The 20706-nt window shown below is 49.9% G+C and carries 14 protein-coding genes; 7 read left to right on the top strand and 7 right to left on the bottom strand.

From position 1 onward, the window contains the following. Positions 1-97: 97 nt before the first annotated feature. Entirely contained in the window at positions 98-1756 is a 1659-nt protein-coding gene (locus ACJJIY_RS17885; protein WP_444896981.1) for an alanine/glycine:cation symporter family protein, read from the top strand. Positions 1757-1882: 126 nt separating this feature from the next. Here ACJJIY_RS17885 and ACJJIY_RS17880 read toward each other — a convergent pair whose 3' ends face one another. Together ACJJIY_RS17880 and ACJJIY_RS17875 are read right to left on the bottom strand one after the other, a co-directional pair. Beyond that, a complete protein-coding gene (locus tag ACJJIY_RS17880; protein WP_444896982.1) occupies positions 1883-4045 on the bottom strand; it encodes a M4 family metallopeptidase in 2163 nt (720 codons plus the stop codon). A 421-nt stretch (positions 4046-4466) separates the two neighbouring features. Continuing rightward, positions 4467-5801 (bottom strand): glutamine synthetase family protein, encoded by a 1335-nt coding sequence (locus ACJJIY_RS17875; RefSeq protein ID WP_282932490.1) that lies wholly within the window; start codon positions 5799-5801, stop codon positions 4467-4469. A gap of 168 nt (positions 5802-5969) precedes the next feature. On the opposite strand from ACJJIY_RS17875, the gene ACJJIY_RS17870 reads away from it, so the two are divergent. Then, positions 5970-7259 carry an NAD(P)/FAD-dependent oxidoreductase gene (locus ACJJIY_RS17870; RefSeq protein WP_444898228.1) on the top strand — a complete coding sequence of 430 codons (1290 nt, stop codon included), beginning with the start codon at positions 5970-5972 and terminating at the stop codon, positions 7257-7259. Between the two features lie 60 nt (positions 7260-7319). On the opposite strand, the gene ACJJIY_RS17865 is transcribed toward ACJJIY_RS17870, so the two are convergent. After that, a complete protein-coding gene (locus ACJJIY_RS17865; RefSeq protein WP_444896983.1) occupies positions 7320-9125 on the bottom strand; it encodes a M4 family metallopeptidase in 1806 nt (601 codons plus the stop codon). Positions 9126-9992: 867 nt separating this feature from the next. Between ACJJIY_RS17865 and ACJJIY_RS17860 the strand changes: the two genes are divergently transcribed. Continuing rightward, complete coding sequence (locus ACJJIY_RS17860; protein ID WP_413662270.1) at positions 9993-10895, top strand: 5'-nucleotidase; 903 nt, start codon at positions 9993-9995, stop codon at positions 10893-10895. Positions 10896-11208: 313 nt separating this feature from the next. Continuing rightward, positions 11209-12180 carry an HTH-type transcriptional regulator CysB gene (gene cysB / locus ACJJIY_RS17855; RefSeq protein WP_282932493.1) on the top strand — a complete coding sequence of 324 codons (972 nt, stop codon included), beginning with the start codon at positions 11209-11211 and terminating at the stop codon, positions 12178-12180. 45 nt (positions 12181-12225) lie between these two features. Here the strand turns inward: cysB and ACJJIY_RS17850 are convergent, their stop codons facing one another. From ACJJIY_RS17850 to ppsR, 3 genes are all read right to left on the bottom strand, one after another. Further along, a complete protein-coding gene (locus tag ACJJIY_RS17850) occupies positions 12226-12519 on the bottom strand; it encodes a hypothetical protein (protein ID WP_444896984.1) in 294 nt (97 codons plus the stop codon). A 175-nt stretch (positions 12520-12694) separates the two neighbouring features. Then, positions 12695-14026, bottom strand: coding sequence for an aminodeoxychorismate synthase component I (pabB, locus tag ACJJIY_RS17845; RefSeq protein ID WP_444896985.1), 1332 nt, complete (start codon positions 14024-14026; stop codon positions 12695-12697). Between the two features lie 73 nt (positions 14027-14099). Next, positions 14100-14927, bottom strand: coding sequence for a phosphoenolpyruvate synthetase regulatory kinase/phosphorylase PpsR (ppsR, locus tag ACJJIY_RS17840; RefSeq protein ID WP_445356242.1), 828 nt, complete (start codon positions 14925-14927; stop codon positions 14100-14102). Positions 14928-15116: 189 nt separating this feature from the next. Here ppsR and ppsA point away from each other — a divergent pair, with 189 nt between their 5' ends. The 3 genes from ppsA (at position 15117) to rraA (ending at position 19095) form a co-directional block, all read left to right on the top strand. Then, entirely contained in the window at positions 15117-17480 is a 2364-nt protein-coding gene (ppsA, locus tag ACJJIY_RS17835) for a phosphoenolpyruvate synthase (RefSeq protein WP_282932498.1), read from the top strand. A gap of 436 nt (positions 17481-17916) precedes the next feature. Further along, on the top strand, positions 17917-18480 hold the full coding sequence (locus ACJJIY_RS17830) for a L,D-transpeptidase family protein (RefSeq protein WP_444896988.1): 564 nt from the start codon (positions 17917-17919) through the stop codon (positions 18478-18480). Positions 18481-18615: 135 nt separating this feature from the next. Then, on the top strand, positions 18616-19095 hold the full coding sequence (rraA, locus tag ACJJIY_RS17825) for a ribonuclease E activity regulator RraA (protein ID WP_413662263.1): 480 nt from the start codon (positions 18616-18618) through the stop codon (positions 19093-19095). A 69-nt stretch (positions 19096-19164) separates the two neighbouring features. Here rraA and ACJJIY_RS17820 read toward each other — a convergent pair whose 3' ends face one another. After that, positions 19165-20604 (bottom strand): di-heme oxidoredictase family protein, encoded by a 1440-nt coding sequence (locus ACJJIY_RS17820; RefSeq protein ID WP_445358524.1) that lies wholly within the window; start codon positions 20602-20604, stop codon positions 19165-19167. Positions 20605-20706: the final 102 nt, after the last annotated feature.

The raw sequence follows: 20706 nt of genomic DNA, 5'->3' as shown, positions 1-20706 counted from the left end.
GTTCTCGTGCCGCGTAAGCTGCTAACCTGCGCAACAAATTACAGTTGTATCTGTATATAAAACAAACAGAAATAAGTCAGAGTAGTGGGGGGTTAGTTTGGATTCCTTTAACAATCTGCTGTTGTTAATAGACGGCATGCTCGGCTCAGCACCTTGGTTCCCCTGGGTGTTACTTGGAGTCGGTTTCTTTTTCACCATTTATCTTGGTTTTCCGCAGCTTCGTTATTTTGGGCATGCGATCAAGATTGTACGCGGTAAGTACGATAAGCCCGGAGACCCGGGTGATACCTCCCACTTCCAGGCATTGGCCACAGCACTGTCGGGTACCGTAGGTACCGGTAATATCGGTGGCGTTGGCTTGGCTATTTTCCTCGGTGGTCCGGCTGCGCTGTTTTGGATGTGGATGACCGCATTCCTGGGTATGACCACAAAGTTTGTGGAAGTGACCCTGTCACACAAATACCGTATTAAAGCAGCGGATGGTTACTACGCAGGTGGCCCCATGTTTTACATGGAGCGCCGTTTGAATATGAAATGGCTTGCGGTGCTCTTTGCAATCGCGACCGTTATCTGTTCATTCGGTACCGGCAGCTTGCCCCAGGTCAACAACATTGCCCAGGCAATGCACGATTCTTTTGGTGTTGAGAAGGCTCTGACGGGGGGCATCCTGGCGATTTTGCTGGGCATGGTGATTATTGGCGGTATTACCCGAATCGCTAAAGTGACCTCCACCATTGTTCCCACCATGGCAGTTATCTACGTAATAGGTGCCTTGGGCGTTATCATCTACAACTACGAAAATATTCTGCCGTCCTTTGGGGCTGTTTTCCGCGATGCCTTCACCGGTAGTGCGGCCGTAGGTGGATTCCTGGGTGCGAGCTTTGCCTATGCCTTTAACCGTGGTGTGAACCGCGGCCTCTTCTCGAACGAAGCGGGTCAGGGCTCTGCACCTATTGCTCACGCCGCCGCTCGCGCGGACGAGCCGGTTTCTGAAGGTATGGTTTCCCTGCTGGAACCCTTTATCGACACCATTATCATTTGTACCTTAACCGGACTTGTGATTCTTTCTTCTGGTGTCTGGACTGAGAAACACGAGAACCTGTTTGAAGGTGCAGATACTTACGTTGTAGCGGGTAGCTACGATGAGAAGAATACCCAGGATGTTGAGCAGCTGTTCAAGTATTTGAGCGGTCAGGAGAGTGATGTTAAGGCCTATAACGGCTCCATTGTTGTGACTAACGGCCACCCGCTGAACAGCCAGGACTTTACCCTCATCCACGCCCGTTCTATTGCTGAAGACCTGGATTTCCGTGAGGATGATGACAGCTACAGCGGTGTTCTGGATGTAAAAGATGGTAAGTTTGCTAATGAAAATGTGGATATTTGGGGTAAGTCCCTGGTGCACTCTGTGGCTCTGACCAATCTTGCCTTCCAACGCGGTTACTTTGGTGAATACGGTGGTCTGATTGTTACTCTGGGCATTCTGCTGTTTGCTTTCTCTACAGCAATTGCCTGGTCATACTACGGCGACCGCTCAATGATTTACCTTTTCGGCCCCAAGGCAGTAATGCCTTACCGAATAGTTTACGTTATTGCATTCTTCTGGGCTGCGATTGCGGACACCACAGTTATTTGGAACCTCTCTGCAGTAGCCATTGTGATAATGACCTTGCCCAACCTGTTTGGTATTACTGTGTTAGCCAAGGAGATGAAAGATACCGTGAAGGACTACTGGAAAGACCCAAGCCATAAATAATTTGTCTGGGTTTGATTAAAAAAGGCGGCCAATATGGCCGCCTTTTTTGTTTGTGCACCACCGATCCTTTGATCGGTCTAGAGCTTGCCCACCCAGCAGAGACCTGCTGGGTGGAAATCAGCTCAATTACTCAGTGCTTGCACTCAGGGTAACGCCAGAGTAGGCAGAGTAAGCGCGGATACTGATATACCAGGTTCCAGCATCCGGATTACTGATGGTGCAGCTTTCGTCATTGCCCCACTGGTAGGGGCGGCAGTCGTACGCTGTACGGGTAGGCTCTTGGCTGTGGCGGACATAGAGATCTGCATCTCCGCTGCCACCTTCCATTACGGCGCTCAGGGTAGAAGCTCCAGCATCAACCTCAATGGTGAAGTGCTGCCAGCTGTTGCGGGAACCAGAAAGGTTGGTTTCTTCCCAGCTGTCGCTACCACCACCGCCACCACCACCACCGGTGTAACTGCCTACCAGGGTGACATCGGAGAAGGAGGAGTAGCCGCGCACCATGACGTAATAGGTTCCGCCCTGTAGGTCAGCGTCAGCGATATCACAAGTTTCATTGTTGCCTGAAGTGTACGGACGGCAATCATAAGTGCTGGTGGTTGGAGCATTGCCGAAGCGAACATAGAGGTCGGCATCACCGCTTCCGCCTGACATTGCAAAAGACAGGCCTGTGGCATCTGCGGGTACATCCAGGGTGAAGTGAACTTCATCACCACTGCTGCCCTCAATATCGGTCTCGGTAACCCCGTTTTCGAGTTCTCCGCCTTCATTACCACCACCGCCACCACCACCGCCGCCACCGCAGCTGCTGGTGGAAACGCCTACCGTGGAGAATGCGGCAACAACGTCATCAGTGTCGTAGCCTAAATCTGATGCTGCAGAGAAAACACCACAGGCACCATCTTCAAAATCAGTATTGGCACTCCAATACATCTGGTTGGCAAGAACAAAGGGGTCGAATGCTGTGCGGGTATTCCAGCCGCTAGTATTCGCCAGTAGGTAGAAGGCCCGGTTAAAGACGCCGGAGCTGTAGTGCACGTCCATGCCGTTGTAGTAATCATCGGCATGACCGATGGAGCTGCCATCGTCAGTTGGATCTTCAAAGTAGCGGAGTGCTCCGCTGGACTTAAAGATTTCGGCCCCTACCAACCAGTCATTGCTGCCGCGCATATAATACTCGGCAGCTTCACCGGCAATATCAGAGAAGGCTTCATTGATACCGCCGGACTGATTGTAGTAATTCAAGTCCGAATTTTGCTCGGTAAAGCCGTGGCTGACTTCGTGAGCGGAAACATCGAGGCTAACCAGTGGATAGAAGTAGCTCTGGCCATCACCAAATGTCATCTGGCTGCCATCCCAGAAGGCATTCTCGTAGTTGTTGCTGTAGTGCACCCGCATTCTCAGTTTTTGTGTGAGAGGGGATGTGTTGTACCAGTCGCTATAGAGATCAAAGACCACACCGCCAAAGAAGTGTGCGTCATTGAGTGGTGAGTAAGCGCCGTTGATTGACTTATAGTCATTGTCCGGGCAAGTGAACGAGTGGATGCTACCGCCATTCGTGCTGTGGTTCATATCAACGGTTTCTACATTGTCCGTATCCATGGCACAGCTGTCGTCAACAATCATGTGGGGGTAGTCAGTACCGTACTCGTAGCGCCCGGTCTTTGAATTGCCCCCTGGGCCTGTCGCATTTTGTGCAAAGTTCAAGCCGTCCCAATGCTTGAGAACTTCGCCAGTCATTGCATCGATAAAGTAGAAGGGGCGTGTGGGTTCATCGCCGTACTCAACCCAGTTGACCAGGTAAGCCAAGCGGGCATTGTCTTGCTCATCGATATAGACGTAGAGTTTCTTTTTGGGGTTATGTGCTTCCAGCTTCAAAGCCTGAACTGACAAAGCTCCCTGGATAACGCCCTGCTGCGTGCGCCAGTTGATCTGGTGGTCCATTGCCCGCTCAATAGCATTATCTTCATTGATAAATGCTTTGATATTGGGTACTTCCAGTTCCAGCCCAGTGATGACATTGCCGCGAACCTCAGTAATCAGACCCTGCCCGGAGCTGGTTACTGTTTGGCCGTAGACAGGAATGCCTTTGTGAGTCTGTTGGTAGCGGGCTACGGTTTTGCCGTTGACGAGAGTGCGCTCACGAACTTTTTCGAGCGCCATATCCGATCCGCCGGTGGCAGCTAAAGTTTGTGGTGAGAGCATGTCCGCCGTGGCGGGGACGCGCTCAACAGCATGTGCACTAATAGCCAAGGCTAAAGTGCAGCTTAGTCCTACAAAATGCTTCATTGCTAGCTTTCCCTTTTATAGCTTTTTTATATATGAATCCGCCGGTATACAGCCGTATTTCCCTTGTGGGGACCGTATTAAATCTGGTTGGCCAATACAGGCTGGATTTTTATGTGGTAAGACAGCAGAAGATAACCGTCGCCAGGAAGGGGCCGCGGTAGCGGCAGTGGCGTTCGCTTTCTCAAACCGGTTGCCCTAATTAATTGGGCAACTTGAGATTACCCTGCATACGCATCTAGGCAACAAAAAGGTGATGGCAAACTAATATATTTGAATTGTTTTCGATATTTTTGCTCGGATCGTCACAAATTAGGAAGTGATGTTCTGCCTGTAAGGTGGAAAAGATAAGTTGTTTTTTCCGAAAAAATAAATTTGGCGATAACAGTTTATTATTTCTGTTAGCTTTTAGTGGAACGGTTATTTATACATTTAATAATAGAAATTCCCTCTCCCACGAACTGATCACACGATTAAACTCTTCATATTCATTTCTCTTGATTGCGCTCCAGGCTTTTACGAATTTACTGCCAAACATTTCTGTTGCTTCATCACAATCTGATAGGAGTGTCAGGGCATGTTCCTGGGTGCGGGGAAGTGTAATTGACTCTTTGGAGCAGTCGCCCTGATAAGGTGCGCTCGGTGCGACTTTATTGGTCATTCCTAAATACCCGCAGGCAAGAGAAGCTGCTATGGCAAGGTAGGGATTGCAGTCTGCTCCGGGAAAACGATTTTCAAGACGTTTACTTTGTGGCGAGCTGTCGGGAACCCGAAGGCCTGTTGTTCGGTTGTCGTAACCCCAGTGGAGACTGGTGGGTGCGGCCATTTCAGGTGTGAAGCGGCGATAGGAGTTTACATTTGGAGCAAAAAAACTAATAAAACCGGGAGTGTATTTCTGCATGCCGCCAATAAAATGCAAGAAATTATTGCTCTCTTTTCCTGTATTATCGACAAAAATATTTTCACCGGTTTTTCTATCCGCCACACTCTGGTGTAAGTGCAGCGCGCTTCCAGGTTCGTCTTCCATCGGTTTTGCCATGAAGGTTGCATAAATGCCGTGGCGCAGAGCCGTTTCGCGCACTGTGCGTTTAAAGGTAAAGACCTGGTCAGCTAAATGAAGTGGATCTCCATGTAGAAAGTTAATTTCCATCTGGGCAGTGCCTGATTCGTGGATCAGTGTGTCGACATCAAGCCCCTGAGCTTCACAAAAATCATACATGTCTTCAATGATGGGCTCGTATTCATTGGCTGCATCAATGCTATAGGACTGTCGGGTTTTTTCTGTGCGTCCCGATCTTCCCACAGGCGCGGATAGCTTTTCATCCGGATCCAGGTTTCTTTTTACAAGATAAAACTCTACCTCAGGGGCGACAATAGGCTTCCATCCTCTGTCTGCATATTTTTCGAGGACAAATTTTAAAATATTACGGGTGCTGATAGGGTGAGGGTCCCCATCTCGAGAATGGCAGTCATGAATGATTTGTGCTGTCGGATCATTGGCCCAAGGGTTTAGGCGCACTGAGTTGGGGTCAGGGATTAGGAGCATGTCGGTGTCTGCTGGATCAACAAGCTCATTGTGTTCGTCGACATAATCCCCCGTGACAGTTTGCACCAAAATGCTTTCCGGTAAACGGCTGTCTTGAGTTAAGAACTTATCGGTGGGGGTGAACTTTCCTCTGGCGTTACCTGACATGTCGGGAACAAGGCATTCAACTTCTGCAATATTGTGATTTGCCAGCCAGTTTGTAATTTTATCCATTGGATAGCCATTGCTTACTTTTTCTTCCTGAGTGAAATTCTATGATCAGTGCCGGAAAGCGTTGCGCTGAAAATAATTCCTCCTGTGTAAAGGAACTATATACTGCCGATTGGAACAGGGCCGTTTATTTAAATGGCATTGAGGGTATCTGGTAGAAATATGAAGGTGATGAATAGGTTGGATGAGCACACGGAATCCTATTATGCGGCTACAGCTAACGACCTTCAGGAGTATCCATGCCTGGAAGGTAACGTGGAGGCAGATGTCTGCATCATTGGTGGTGGTTATACGGGACTTTCCAGTGCTTTGCACTTGGCAGAGCGCGGCTACCGTGTGGTGCTTCTGGAGGCTAATAGGATTGGTTGGGGCGCATCAGGAAGGAATGGAGGACATGTCGGTGTTGGACAAAGGCGAAGTCAGGGTGATCTGGAAGCCATGTTCGGATTCGACACCGCTAAGCAGCTCTGGGATTTGAGTATCAACGCTGTTCAACTGGTGGAAAGTCTTATAGTCAGGCACCAGATTCAATGTGATTTAAAACGCGGGATCATGCATCTTGCAGCAAAATCCAGTCACGATAAATATCTGCAGGATGAAACTGAAGAACTCAGAGAGAAATATGATTACAGGCAAGTTGAGTATATAGAGAAAGAAGAAGTTCGAGAGCTTGTAAGTAGCAAACGATATCTCGGCGCACAGCTGGATTTTGGTTCGCTACATCTTCATCCTCTCAATTTTGCATTAGGTCTTGCCCGCGCAGCAGTTTCTGCCGGTGCCAGGTTTTTTGAGTGCAGTGGTGTGCAAGGGTATTCGAGCTCTTCTCCCTTTACGGTGAAAACTGCACGAGGAAAGGTAAAGGCCGAAAAGTTGATTTTAGCTTGCAATGGTTACTTGAAAGATCTTGAGCCCCGCTTAGCGGGGCGCATAATGCCAATAAATAATTTTGTGCTGGCAACAGAGCCCTTACCGGAGGGGCTCGCTAGGGAAATCATAGCCAATGACTTCGCACTGCAAGATACTCTATTTGTTATAAATTATTGGAAATTATCTGGCGATAACCGCTTAATTTTTGGGGGAGGGGAAAATTACACCAGGCGTTTCCCTAAAGATATTCGCAGTTTCGTCCGCAAGTATATGTTGAGGGTTTACCCGCAGCTGGAAAATACTGCTGTTGATTTCGGCTGGGGGGGTACGCTGGCCATTACTATGAATCGGATGCCCTGTATAGGGCAGTTGCAGTCGGGCCTATATTACAGTCAGGGGTATTCTGGACATGGAGTGCCTACGGCAACTTTTGCCGGCAAGCTTCTGGCTGATGCAATTTATGGGGAGAGTGAGGGTTACAACGTGTTTTCTTCTCTTCCTAAAGTAGAGTTTCCAGGTGGCACTTTATTGAGGTGGCCGGGGTTGGTGTTGGGGATGCTTTACCACAGTTTGTTAGATAGGTTTGGAAGCTAGTCTTTGAATGATGTGATAGAGAATGCCGACACACTAATGTGTCGGCACCGGCCTAAAATATTACTGGCTCTGGGCGGAAAGAGTTACGCCTCTGTACGAAATATAGCCTTGTACACTGATGTGCCAGGTACCTGCAGCTGGATTGCTAAAGCTACAGAATTCATTATTGCCGTTTACGTAAGGACGACAATCCCAGTTGTCGGTGGTTGGGGTGGAACCATAACGGACGTACAAATCGGCATCGCCATTGCCGCCGAGCATTTCGACAGTCAAAGATGATGAGCCTGATGGTACATCCAGAGTGAAGTGCTGCCAGCTATTTCGGCGGCCTGATAAGTTGGTTTCTTCCCAGCCTTCTGAGTTTGAACCGCCATCATCGCCACAGTTACTGGTAGATACCCCTACGGTGTCGAACGCTGCGATTACTGTTGCAGTATCGTATCCGAGATCTTCAGTAGCTGACAGGGCTCCGCAAGCACCTTCAATGTAATCGGTGCTTTGATTCCAATAAGTTTGGTTAGCAAGCACAAAGATATCGAAAGCAGTTTGGGTGTTCCAGCCGCTTGAGTTGGCAATCAGGTAGAAAGCCCGGTTGAATACGCCGGAGCTGTAGTGCACGTCCATGCCGCTATAGTAGTCGGAGGCATGGCCAATGGATCTGCCATCTTTGGTGGGGTCATCCATATAGCGAAGAGCGCCATCAGCTTTGTATATATCGGCTCCCACCATCCAGTCGTTAGTGCCCTTCATGTAGAACTCGGCAGCTTCACCGGCCATGTCAGAGAAGGCTTCGTTGATGCCGCCGGATTGGTTGGCGTAGGTCAGGTTGGAGTTTTGCTCAGTAAAGCCATGGCTCACCTCATGAGAGGATACATCCAAGCTGACAAGTGGGTGGAAGGTTGTGAAGCCATCACCAAATGTCATTTGGCTGCCATCCCAGAAGGCGTTCTCGTAGTTGTTGCTGTAGTGAACTCGCATTCTTAATTTTTGTGTGAGCGGCGATGTTCCATACCAGTCACTGTACATATTGAAAACGACATTGCCAAAGAAGTGGGCATCATTCAATGGAGAATAAGCACCATTGATTTCTTTGTAATCATTTTCCGGACAGGTGAAGGAGAAAACGCTACCTCCGCTTGTACCGTGATTCAAATCCACGGTTTCTACGTTAGCAGTGTTCATGGAGCAGTTATTGTCAACTTCGAGGGCAGGGAAGTCTGTTCCATATTCATAACGTCCGGTTTTTTCATTGCCACCGGGGCCTGTGGCATCCTGGAAGGCAAGGCCGTCCCATTGTTTGATAACTTCACCAGTAAGTGCGTCTACAAAATAGAACGGTCTGCTCGGCTCATCTCCGTATTCGACCCAGTTAACCAAATAAGCTAACCGCGCCTGGTCGTTTTCATCGACATAGACATAGAGCTCTTTTTTCTGGTTTTGCGCGTTGAAGCGCATGGAGGACATTGAGAGGGCTTTTTTACTGTCACCATCCTGAGTGCGCAGATTCAGCTGATGGTTCATGGCTCGATCAATAGCATTATCGGCATCAATCGTTGCGCGGGCGGTAGGTACCTCCAACTCTAGGCCTGAGAGTACGTGGCCTCTCACTTTTTCAGTTAAGCCTTGCCTGGAACTGGTTATGGTTCTCCCCCAAACGGGTATGCCTTTGTGAGTTTGCCGATATCGGGCAACCGTTCTCCCGTTGGCAAGCGTGCGTTCACGAACCTTTTCCAGCTTCATATCTGAGCCAGCGATTGAGGCTAGGGACTGATTGGAAAGTAACTCTGGTGTGACATTAATACGCTCTGCCGCTTGGGCGCTAATAGCGAGTGCGAGTGTGCTAGCGGCTCCTAACAAATATTTCATTAAGTAATTCTCTTTATGATTATAATTTAATGGCCATAGTTAACCGGGAGCATAAAATAAACGCTCAGTGGTTAATGCTGTCTGGTTAAGCGGCCAATTGAATCACACCCCAAGAATACCTCGCGCTATGAGCTGAGAGCTGTATGGAGTTTATGTGCAAAATTTTCTTGGGGGTTGTTTGCCGTTGTCAGGCGAAATAACGATATCCCTTGTTGTTATTCCTGACAATAATTTTTTTGTAGTGGATGTAAACTTGAAAGGTCAAATTGTTTTTTTGATGTGTATGTCACGAATTCAGATATTTGCAACTTTGGTTATTTGAGGGATTTTAATTGGTTAGTTTATAGCTTTTTTCTGAGTGGCAAACTTTTTTTGAGTTGTATTTAAACGGTTAAGCTTTCTGTAGATTTGTTATTTTTGTTTGTTTCTGGTGCGAAATTCTTCAATTTAATTCAATTTGCATGAGTGGGGTGCTATATGTTTGTTAAGTTTGAAGGGGTGTATTAATCTGGGTTCTTTAAGGGGTTGTCAAACTAATGGATTAAAGTATTAATCCTTTCTGAATTTGATGGGGGTGGATATTAACTCTACCAAAACTTTACTGTAGAAAAATGCACGCGGTAGTTTGGGGCGGTTTCAATTTCGAGTTTTGAAATGTTTTGCTCCATCGTCTTAATCCCGCAGTCAAAGCAACTTTGACTCCCTGGACACTTGTGCAGCGCTCTGGAGGTAACATCGGGAAGGGCTGGCATTCTTATCTGTACATATCGCTCAATTTGTGGAATATAAGTTTGAGATTTGTCGTAGACTCTCACTGCCCTCAGTGAAGCTGCGGTGTCGGTGGATTAACGATGTAGAGGCTTTCTAATGGCTGTGCGTCCAGATAAGTTAGTAATTGCTATTTCCTCTCGCGCTCTGTTTAACCTTAGCGATAGCCACAAGGTTTTTGAGGAGCAGGGATTGCACGCCTTTTCTCATTATCAAGTTGAGCGTGAGAACGATGTTCTGGAAAAAGGGGACGCATTCCCTCTGGTTGAGAAGTTTCTAAAGATCAATGAGCTTCTTGGCGGTGAGCCACGGGTGGAGGTGATCCTGCTATCAAGGAATAGTGCCGATACCGGATTAAGGGTATTTAACTCGATAGAGCACTATGGACTCAATATTACTCGTGCGGCCTTTTGCAATGGTGGAAGCCCTTACCGTTATATTGGCCCATTTGGATGCAACCTGTTTTTGTCTGCTGATGGTGTAGATGTCCGCCAAGCGTTGGAGCAGGGGGTTGCTGCGGCAACCTTGGTTGCCGGAGGAAATCGCGAGTATCGTGATGATGTGTTGCGATTTGCCTTTGACGGCGATGCGGTAATCTTTTCTGATGAGGCTGAGCGAGTCTACAAAACGGAAGGCCTGGCTGCTTTTACTGAGGCAGAGCGTGCCTCAGCACAGAAGCCACTGGGGGGAGGGCCCTTTAAGGGGTTCCTTGAAGCTTTGCAGAGATTGCAGGCTGAATTTGAGATGGATACCTGCCCGATACGAACGGCTTTGGTAACGGCACGTTCCGCTCCGGCCCATGAGCGGGTCATCAGGACATTGCGCGCCTGGGATATTAGAGTGGATGAGTCAGTTTTTCTCGGCGGGCTTCCTAAAGGTGAGTTCCTGCGGGCTTTTGGCGCCGATGTCTTCTTTGATGATCAGCCTAGTCACTGTGTTTCTGCAGGTGAGCATGTGGCTACGGGCCATGTTCCTCATGGAATCGCAAATGCAGAGGTATAAAAAGTTCAAAAGTGATAAAGGTGTACGTTATCACTCAGTGCTCTCTATGCCGATAATGTTTGAACTTTTCCCGGTCCTCATCCGAGAGGCTTAGCTCTAATTATTAGAAAATAAAGCCGACAGAAAGTCCGGGATCCCCCAAAGTTGATTGACACTTTCGTCTCTACCACGGATATTCAACCGTCCATTGGCCCTGGCTTTGATTCACTGCTATTCTTTTCTCGTATAACTCAAGATAGTTTTTATAACTATCGAACAAAAAATGGTATTACTCGCTCTCGGCCATGAGCGAACTTAATGAAAGGGAGGATCTATGAAGCTGCAGCAGTTGAGATATATCTGGGAAGTGGCACATCACGACCTCAATGTTTCTGCTACAGCGCAGAGCCTCTATACCTCCCAGCCGGGAATCAGTAAGCAAATCCGACTTTTGGAGGATGAGCTTGGCGTAGAAATCTTCGCGCGCAGCGGCAAGCATCTCACAAGGGTAACCCCGGCAGGGGAGGCAATCTTAAAGACTGCCGGCGAAATTATGCGCAAAGTGGAGAATATCAAACAGGTTGCGCAAGAGTTCAGCAATGATAAAAAAGGTAGTCTCGCTGTAGCTACCACTCACACGCAGGCGCGCTATGCCTTGCCCCCGATTATTAAGTTGTTTATAGGCCGTTATCCGGAGGTTTCCCTGCATATGCACCAGGGAACCCCTATGCAAATTTCTGAGATGGCGGCAGATGGTACTGCAGACTTTGCTATCGCTACCGAAGCTCTGGAGCTTTTCAGCGACTTGGTGATGATGCCTGTCTACCGCTGGAACCGCTGCATCCTGGTACCGAAAGATCACCCGCTTTGCCAAGTGAGCAAGCTATCCCTTGAGGACGTGGCGAAGTACCCGATAGTTACTTATGTATTTGGGTTTACCGGCCGCTCCAAGTTAGATGAAGCTTTCTTGGAGAAAGGGTTGTCACCTAAGGTAGTCTTTACCGCCGCCGATGCTGATGTAATCAAAACTTACGTGCGTCTGGGATTGGGAATTGGCATTGTGGCTGATATGGCCGTTGATGGCGAAGATGAGGATCTTGTGGCTCTCGATGCCAGTGATCTATTTGAATCGAGTGTTACAAAAATTGGCTTCCGTAAGGGGATTTTCCTGCGGGGCTTTATGTATGAGTTTATCCAGCAATTTGCCCCCCATCTCAGCCGTGAGCTGATTGACCAGGCGGCACAGGCGACATCCCGTTCTGAGGTCGATGCGCTGTTCGCCGATATGGAGTTGCCGGTTTACTAGAGGTGCTGCTGAATGGAAGTGCCGAATAAAGCTAAGGGATGGAGGCTATGAAGCCTCCATCTCGATCAGGGGGCGCAGCACTTCTTTGGCGAACTTGAAGTAAACAGTGAAAATCTCTGCTTCCTTACCTTCGCGCTCTACGACAAAGAAGGGCGCTCGCTCTACCTTGTACTGCTGAGCCAGCTGTAAGCCCGGGCTTTGCGGGTCACGCACGTCGGCGATAAGTGTCTGGTCGATAAATTGCATTTGGCCATTTTCTTCCAGCTTTTCTTCAACGTCGCGACACTTGGCGCAGGGCGAGCCGTCGGCGAGAATTTTCTTGACCAGTGTGATCTTCACGATAATTTCCTTGATCCAGTGCAATGCCATTAAAGGCAAGATGGACTGAATCTATCAGAACCCCTAATAACTTTGAAATATCAATCGCCGATACCTTTATAACTGAAATTTGTAGTGATGCTACAAAAGGCGCCAAAATAGGCTAATTTTTAGTCGTTTTTCGGCGATTTGATGCCTACTGCAAAAATTGTTCAGTAGTTTCCAGTAGTAAGCGCACCTTGGCCAAGCACTCCTGGTGTTCTGAAGTGGGATCGGAATCTGCAACGATCCCACCACCTGCCGCGCAGGTTAGATGTCCATCGTTGGCACTGAAGGTCCGGATGGCGATATTGGTGTCAGCGCGGCCACAGCTGCTGATGTAGCCAATACTGCCGCAATAAATCCCCCGGGGGCTGGATTCCAGCTCCCGGATCACTTCCATTGAGCGTCGCTTTGGAGCACCTGTGATAGAACCGCCGGGGAAACAAGCTTCGAGTAATTCGCTGTAGACCGACTCCTCGGGTAGCTCGCCAGTTACTACGCTGACCAAGTGGTGGACATTGGCAAAGCTTGCCAATTGGAATAGCTCGGGAACACGTACGGTGCCGCTGCGACACAGCTTGCTCAAATCATTGCGCAGTAAATCGACGATCATCAGATTTTCCGCCCGGTCCTTGGGGCTTCTCTGCAACGAGAAGGCGGCGCGCTGATCTGCCATCTTGTCAGCGTGTCTTGCTGCAGTGCCTTTAATCGGTTCCGTGCGTAAACTGGCGCCATCTGCTCGGATAAATCGCTCCGGCGACATACTGAGCAGGCTGCCATGGGGCAGGGCCATATAAGCAGAAAAGGGACCGGCAGCTTGAGAGCGCAATGCCAGGTAAGCTGTTAGCAGATCGCCGCTGTAGGGGGCCCTGAAACGCTGGGTAAAGTTTGCCTGATAGATATCGCCGGCGGCGATATATTCCAATATCTGCTCAATTTGTGTCCGATAATCATCTGCACTCAGTTCGTGCTCAAATGGTGAAAGCAGCCGGAAGTCTCCGGGTGTAAGCGGGGTCTCCCAATTGATAGCTTTAAATCGCTGTATCAATTCGCGAGCTTGCTGTGGGGGGCAGGCGGGGTGGAAAACCAGGTGGTTGCTGCCCAGTTGGTGGTCGGCAATAAAGGCCCATGTGTAGAGCCCAAAAAAGCCTGCGGGCAAGTCCGTAGGGCGCATATCTGCCGGTAGATAATTGCCCTCTACACCGAGTTCATAACCAGCGTAACCAATAACCCCGCCGCAAAAAGGCAGTTGTGAGTCCCTGTCCTGAGGGCAGAGTTCGCACACCAGGTCATCCAGCCGGGCAAATGGCTCGGGCGTGTCGGCACTTAACTCGAGGGTATTTATCGGGTCGGCACTAATGATGTCATAGCGTCCACCCTCCGCGAGAGGTCGACCGCTGTCGAGCCAAACGGGGATAGGTAAATCCGCTATCGCCGCAAATGCGGCGGGCGTGTTTAATGAGTAGGGCAGAGAGACAATTTGCATATCAAGCTACAGCAGTCCGGAAGACGGCGCACACTACACATTTTGCGGCGGCAATTAAAGGGTGTGTGGCTCTTTAGTCAATCCTGCGCTCAATACCGGCCTGAGACATCAGGCGGGTGGCGAGTTCCTCCACCGAAAGTTGGGTTGCATTGAGGAAAGGCACCTGGGCCCGCCTCAGCATTTGCTCAACTTGGCGCACCTCGAATTCACATTGTTCCTTAGAAGCGTAGCGGCTGTTGGCGCGCCTTTCCTGTCTAATTTGCATCAGGCGCTCGGGCTCGATTGTCAGGCCAAACAGCTTGTTGCGAAACGGGCGCAGGATCTTGGGCAGGGTGGTGGAGTCCATATCCTCTTCGGTGATGGGGTAGTTTGCCGCGCGCAGGCCAAACTGGAGTGCCAGGTACAAGCAGGTAGGCGTTTTGCCAGAGCGTGAAACGCCCAACAGGATCACATCGGCTTGCTGGAATTCGCTGACTCTGCGGCCATCGTCATTGTCCATAGCGAAGTGCACTGCTTCAATCCGGTCGGTGTAGCGGCGGTTGTCGTCAATGCCGTGAGAGACGTTGACCATCTGCGCTGGATCCCGGTTAAACAGATTGGCCAGTGGCGTGAGATAGTTCTCGAAGATATCGAGCATCAGCGCAGAGCTTTGGTGCAGCTGTTCCCGGATCTCGTCAGAAACAATGCTGGTAATAATGATCGGCTGTAAACCGGATTCATCGGCTGCTTTTTCTATGCGTTGCAGGGCCTGTTTAACTTTTTCGGTGGAGTCGATATAGGGAAGCGTGACCTGCTCAACTTGTTGATCGCGGAACTGTGCGAGTAGGCTGTGGCCAATCGCTTCGACGGTGAGACCGGTTCCGTCGGAGATAAAAAAAGCCGTGCGCTTGTCTTTTGCCATGTTTGTTCTCAGTTTGTCGGCGTGAGGGGGCTATTGTAGGGGAGGAATGGGGCAAAGGTCTTTTATTCTGGCGTTTTGCAAATTTTGTAGAAAATTTACAACATTTTGGCCAATTTTTACGGGCTATTTTTTACAAAACTCATCCTTATAATCTGCCGCCACTCAACCTGAATTTTAGAGGGCCTTCACTTGACGAACTTCACGATCGACTTCGCAAAACTGGGCATGGCCGATGTCGACAAAGTCGGCGGCAAGAACGCATCACTGGGCGAGATGATCTCCTCTCTCGCCGGTGCCGGCGTGAGCGTACCCGGTGGCTTCGCTACCACCGCAGAAGCCTTTAGGGCTTTCCTGGCTCACGAACAGCTGGAGCAGCGTATAGCCGAGCGTTTGCAAGGATTGGATGTTGGTAATGTCACCGAGCTGGCCCAGGCGGGAGATGAAATCCGCAACTGGATTTTACAGACTCCGTTCCCCGAGCAGCTGGAAAAAGAGATTCGCGAGGGCTATGAGGCCCTGGGTGGTGCGGAAACTGCTGTTGCAGTTCGCTCCTCTGCAACCGCCGAAGACTTGCCGGATGCGTCCTTCGCCGGTCAGCAGGAGACCTTCCTGAATATCCGCGGCATCGACGCTGTATTGAAGGCAGTAAAAGAAGTTTTTGCTTCCCTCTACAACGACCGTGCTATCGCCTACCGCGTGCATACCGGTTATGCGGATGTGGGCGTTGCCCTGTCTGCTGGTATCCAGCACATGGTGCGCAGTGAGACTGGCGCAGCGGGTGTGATGTTTACCCTGGACACAGAGAGTGGCTTCCGCGATGTGATCTTTATCACCGCCGCCTTTGGTTTGGGCGAAACCGTTGTTCAAGGTGCGGTTAACCCGGACGAATTTTACCTCTACAAGCCAGCCCTGGATGCGGGCCGTCCTGCGATTCTGCGTCGCAATCGCGGCAGTAAAGCGATCAAAATGGTTTACGACGAGAGCGGTGAATGTGGTCGTTCCGTAAAAACTATCCCGGTGGCAGACGAAGACCGTCAGCGCTTTGCCCTCAACGATGCGGAGCTGACAGACCTGGCAATCCAGGCCCGCAAGATTGAAGAGCACTACGGTCGCCCGATGGATATCGAGTGGGCCAAAGACGGCGACAGCGGTAAGTTATTTATCGTACAGGCGCGTCCGGAAACTGTACGCTCCCGCGATCAGGGAACCAGCATCGAGCGCTACAGCTTGCAGGAGCGCAGTGACGTATTGTGTGAAGGTCGCGCAATCGGCCAGCGCATTGGCGCGGGCCCCGTTCGCAAGCTTGAATCCGTAGAAGATATGGCGCTGATGCAGGATGGTGAAGTCCTGGTTACCGACATGACCGACCCGGATTGGGAGCCGGTCCTGAAGAAAGCGAGTGCTATTGTTACCAATCGCGGCGGCCGTACTTGTCACGCGGCAATTATCGCTCGTGAGCTGGGCATCCCCGCAGTTGTAGGTTGTGGTAATGCAACCGAGCTGCTGGAAACCGGCACACCGGTGACAGTTTCCTGTGCGGAAGGCGATACCGGTTTTGTAATGGCTGGTGAATTGGAATTCCAGCGCGAGGAAACTGAAGTTGCGGAAATGCCGGAGCTGCCGTTCAAAATTATGTTGAACGTGGGCAACCCGGATCGAGCATTCGCTTTCAGCCATCTGCCGAACCAGGGCGTTGGCCTTGCACGCCTCGAGTTTATCCTCAACCGCATGATCGGTATTCACCCGAAAGCACTGCTCGAACTGGATAACCTGCCGGAAGATCTGCAGCAGAATATTCGCGAGCGTATCGGTGGGTACGATTCTCCAGAAGACTTTATTGTCGAAAAGTTGGTGGAAGGCATCGCTACCTTGGCTGCAGCCTTCGCACCGAATCGCGTCATCGTACGCTTGTCCGACTTTAAATCTAATGAGTATGCGCACCTTGTGGGTGGCCAGTTGTACGAGCCAAGCGAAGAAAACCCAATGCTTGGCTTCCGTGGTGCAGCTCGCTATCGCTCTGAAGATTTCCGCCAGTGCTTTGCCCTGGAGTGCCGTGCACTGAAGAAAGTCCGCGATGAAATGGGACTGACCAATGTGGAAATCATGGTGCCCTTCGTCCGCACCCCGGAAGAAGCTGAGGAAGTAGTCGGTCTGCTGGCTGAAAACGGCCTGCGCCGTGGAGAAGGTGGCCTTAAGGTCATTATGATGTGCGAACTGCCGTCCAACGCTTTGCTGGCGGAAGACTTCCTGCAGCACTTTGATGGTTTCTCCATCGGTTCCAATGACTTGACCCAGCTAACGCTTGGTCTGGACCGCGACTCCGGCCTGGTTGCCGATTTGTTTGATGAGCGCAACCCAGCGGTCAAGGCACTGCTTTCCAGGGCAATCCAAGCCTGTAAGAAAGCGGGTAAATATGTAGGTATTTGTGGTCAGGGTCCTTCTGACCATAAAGACTTCGCCCGCTGGTTGATGGATGAGGGGATCGACAGTGTGTCCCTGAATCCGGATACCGCAGTAGATACCTGGCTATTCCTGGCCAACGAGGAAGGTTAATTTTCCTCTTTAAGCGGCCCAATTGTGGGCCGCTTTCCCAATTTTTCCCCCGCTATATTTAATTGTAATTTTTCTGCTGAAGCGATGTTTGCCTTGGTGGAAAATGAGTCCGTTGTTGCGGTTAAACCCGGAAACACCTGATTTTGTTCTGCTAATTGTGTTTGAAAAATTTAAACGACACATTAACCAAAAAATACAAACCTCTATCAGCTGATCCGCACAGAAGAATTCATTCTAAATCTTTCCGCTCGCCTCAATAGAATCGGAAGAGTCTTAAGGTTGCGTGTAAATCGAAAAACAGATTGCGCAATGTGCTCCGTAAAAATGTTCGCCGTGGGCCCTGGCCCCACTGGCGTGCACCTGAAAATTACCGACAGACTGTTTATCTGTTGGATTCAGGGCAGGGTACCCAGACTCGGTGAGGTGAGCTATGCAAATGAGTAGACAGTTTCAAATCCCCATACTTCATGTCTTTTTGATGGTGTGCCTTATGGCTTTAATGGCAGCGCCACCGGCAGATGCAAAGCCACGCGCATCTAATTGGTTTGATGATCGCGCTGCAGCCAGGGGTGGTAGTCCATCAATTAGAATTGATTTAAGTGAGCAGCGCGCATATCTGTATAAAGGTGGGAAATTAGTTGGTGTCTCCCGTATTTCTTCGGGGAAGCGCGGTTACAGCACACGCCCCGGACATTTTCGTGTGTTGTCCAAACACCCTTATCACCGCTCGTCTATTTATGGCAGTTTTGTTGATAGACGCACTGGCAGAGTCGTGAGATCTAATGTAAATACTCGAAAGCATCGTCGCCCTGCGGGTACTGTGTATCGCGGTGCAAAAATGAATAATTACATTCGTTTTAATGGCGGTATCGGTCTGCATGCCTCTGGCCACGTGCCCGGCTATCCCGCTTCTCATGGCTGTGTGCGTATGCCCCCACATATGGCGAGAAAGTTCTATCAGCATGTGCGTGTAGGCACGCCGGTTCGTGTAACACACTAGTTTCAATTTCGTGGCAGCGAAGGCTTGGCCGGGTATTATCCATCGTGGTGATACCCGGTATTTATTTGCCTCTTAGCTCTTCTACTTTTTTCCCGCTATTATTCTTCTCTTCCATAGATTGCTGCGAGAATATTGATGCTCAAGTCAACCCCCGATTTATGTGATGCCTATCCTGATGAGGTGCGAGTAGTTGATCCTATGTTTATCAATTACGGTGGCCGAGATCGTTTTGGTGGGCAGATTGTCACTATCAAATGTTTTGAAGATAACTCCCTGGTGCGAGAACTGGTGGCTGAACCGGGGCAGGGCAAGGTTTTGGTAGTCGATGCCGGTGGATCTATGCGGCGGGCTTGTCTTGGCGATATGCTGGCAGAAAAGGCGGTTGCTAACGGTTGGGAAGGTATCCTGATGTATGGCTGCATTCGCGATGTAGATGAAATCGCGGAACTGGATCTGGGGGTGCAGGCACTTGGTAGCCATCCAATGAAAACAGAAAAAAAGGGAATTGGTGAAAGAGGCCTGGCGGTGAGCTTTGCCGGTGTGGATTTCCGCCCGGGGGAATACCTCTACGCGGATAACAACGGTGTAATTGTGGCGGGTAAGGCACTGACCTAAAAACACCAGTAAGTCCATTGGGTCTGGAAACTGGCAGCCCAAAAGCGCTGCCAGTTGTTGAGAATCAACTCAGCGGGGATCAATTAGATCTTCAGCGGGGTTCTCCGGCATTCTCAGGGACATCAAAAATGCCAAGATCTTATTCTGATCATTTTCACTTAAATACTTGAAATTCTGTGCTGCGTTACTGGCCTCGCTTCCGGGGCTGTCGTGGAGAAAAATGGCTTCTGCCAACGTAGTGGCTCTGCCGTCGTGTAAATAGGGCGCGGTATCGGCCACTCCCCAAAGGCGTGCGGTAATAAACTCACGGTTTTGCTGGTCCGTTTGGAAGAAGGCGTTCTCAGCCAGCCCCTCGCCCATATCGTGGCGCTTGAGATCAGAGAACATTGCGACCTCTATTCCGCCATTGCGGGTTTGGCGAAAATTTGTCGGTTGCTTGGTGAGGTCCACTTCGTAAAAAATGTCTTCAAAGGGAGTTTCTGGAGAGCCGGTAAGTTTATAAGGGAGGGTCCTTCTCTGGGTGACCATCGTTGGGCGGTGGCAGTCGGCGCAGCCAATATCGGAGAAAAGCCTCCGGCCGTCACGGTGTTCTCTGTCATCGACATCGAATGGTGGTTCCAGGGTGGTAATAAAGATACTCAGTGCGGATAAGTCCCCAACGGTGATTTCATTGACGACTCCGTCATTATCAGCATCTGCTGTTGCTCCGCCAAAGGCTTCCGAGGCCTGCATCCCCATATGAAATGCCAGGGCGGAGACATCGAACTCCCTGACTGAGGCGTTGTCACCTTTTCGACCAAATGGCCTGACAACCAAATCGTGCTCGACGCCTTCGACATTGGTTGTATCCAAATTGCCGTACTCGTCGGCAATGATGCTCCCAAAACTGACTGATTTTGTTTCCAGTTCAACGATGGTGCCGGGGTTGTTGAGGGCGTGTTGTTTAAGATTTTGTAATTCATGGGTCATCTCACGACCAACCAATTCAATCCCCCCAGCGCCAAATAAAAATACCGGATTAATCAGCCGCCCATCAAACTCTCCGATACCGTCAAAGTTTTCATCGATAACATCGATATTGGCGGGACGGAATAATACGCTGGTTCCGAATCCTCCACCTCCGCCAATGCCCAATCTGGGTGGCGTTGTTCGATTGCTGATAACGGTGTGGCACTCCAGGCAATTTTGCGCATCGAGGCCATTGACCCGTAAAAATGTGCCATTACCTTGCAGGGTGGGCCTGTTACCTCCGGTGGGGGAGTGGTTGTCCGGTTCAGAAAAATCGTGGGGGCCATCACCAAAGCCGTCGTAACGATTGAAAGGCGTGCTGAAAATAATCAGCCCCGCTTCACGTATTTCGTCGAGGTGAAGTTGTCCTTGGGAAATTTCATCCTGGCTAATCCTATCTGCTGGGTCTAAGCGCGGTGCTTCGCCGATAAGATCGGCGTAAATTAATGAAGGGAGCATCAGGCTGATGCTGGTGAGAGATATTGCCGTTAATCGCTTCATGTCAAAATCCTTGTTTATTTTTCTTTCCCTTTCAAAAAGTTATAAGGCCAAGTCCCTGGAAAAAATGGTTATTTAATTGAAAGGGGGTGAGGGGGTCTCACA

The organism is Microbulbifer maximicatervae (SeqCode), from assembly GCF_052468155.1.
Note: the sequence above shows the minus strand (reverse complement) of the source record. Positions and strands in the feature narration are given on the sequence as shown.

Coding starts and splice junctions, on each gene's coding strand:
- ACJJIY_RS17860 (WP_413662270.1), top strand. CDS start 9,993: ATGGCTGTGCGTCCAGATAAGTTAGTAATTGCTATTTCCTCTCGCGCT.
- rraA (WP_413662263.1), top strand. CDS start 18,616: ATGCTCAAGTCAACCCCCGATTTATGTGATGCCTATCCTGATGAGGTG.
- pabB (WP_444896985.1), bottom strand. CDS start 14,026: ATGCAAATTGTCTCTCTGCCCTACTCATTAAACACGCCCGCCGCATTT.
- ACJJIY_RS17875 (WP_282932490.1), bottom strand. CDS start 5,801: ATGGATAAAATTACAAACTGGCTGGCAAATCACAATATTGCAGAAGTT.
- ACJJIY_RS17880 (WP_444896982.1), bottom strand. CDS start 4,045: ATGAAGCATTTTGTAGGACTAAGCTGCACTTTAGCCTTGGCTATTAGT.
- cysB (WP_282932493.1), top strand. CDS start 11,209: ATGAAGCTGCAGCAGTTGAGATATATCTGGGAAGTGGCACATCACGAC.
- ACJJIY_RS17820 (WP_445358524.1), bottom strand. CDS start 20,604: ATGAAGCGATTAACGGCAATATCTCTCACCAGCATCAGCCTGATGCTC.
- ACJJIY_RS17865 (WP_444896983.1), bottom strand. CDS start 9,125: ATGAAATATTTGTTAGGAGCCGCTAGCACACTCGCACTCGCTATTAGC.
- ppsR (WP_445356242.1), bottom strand. CDS start 14,927: ATGGCAAAAGACAAGCGCACGGCTTTTTTTATCTCCGACGGAACCGGT.
- ACJJIY_RS17830 (WP_444896988.1), top strand. CDS start 17,917: ATGAGTAGACAGTTTCAAATCCCCATACTTCATGTCTTTTTGATGGTG.
- ACJJIY_RS17870 (WP_444898228.1), top strand. CDS start 5,970: ATGAATAGGTTGGATGAGCACACGGAATCCTATTATGCGGCTACAGCT.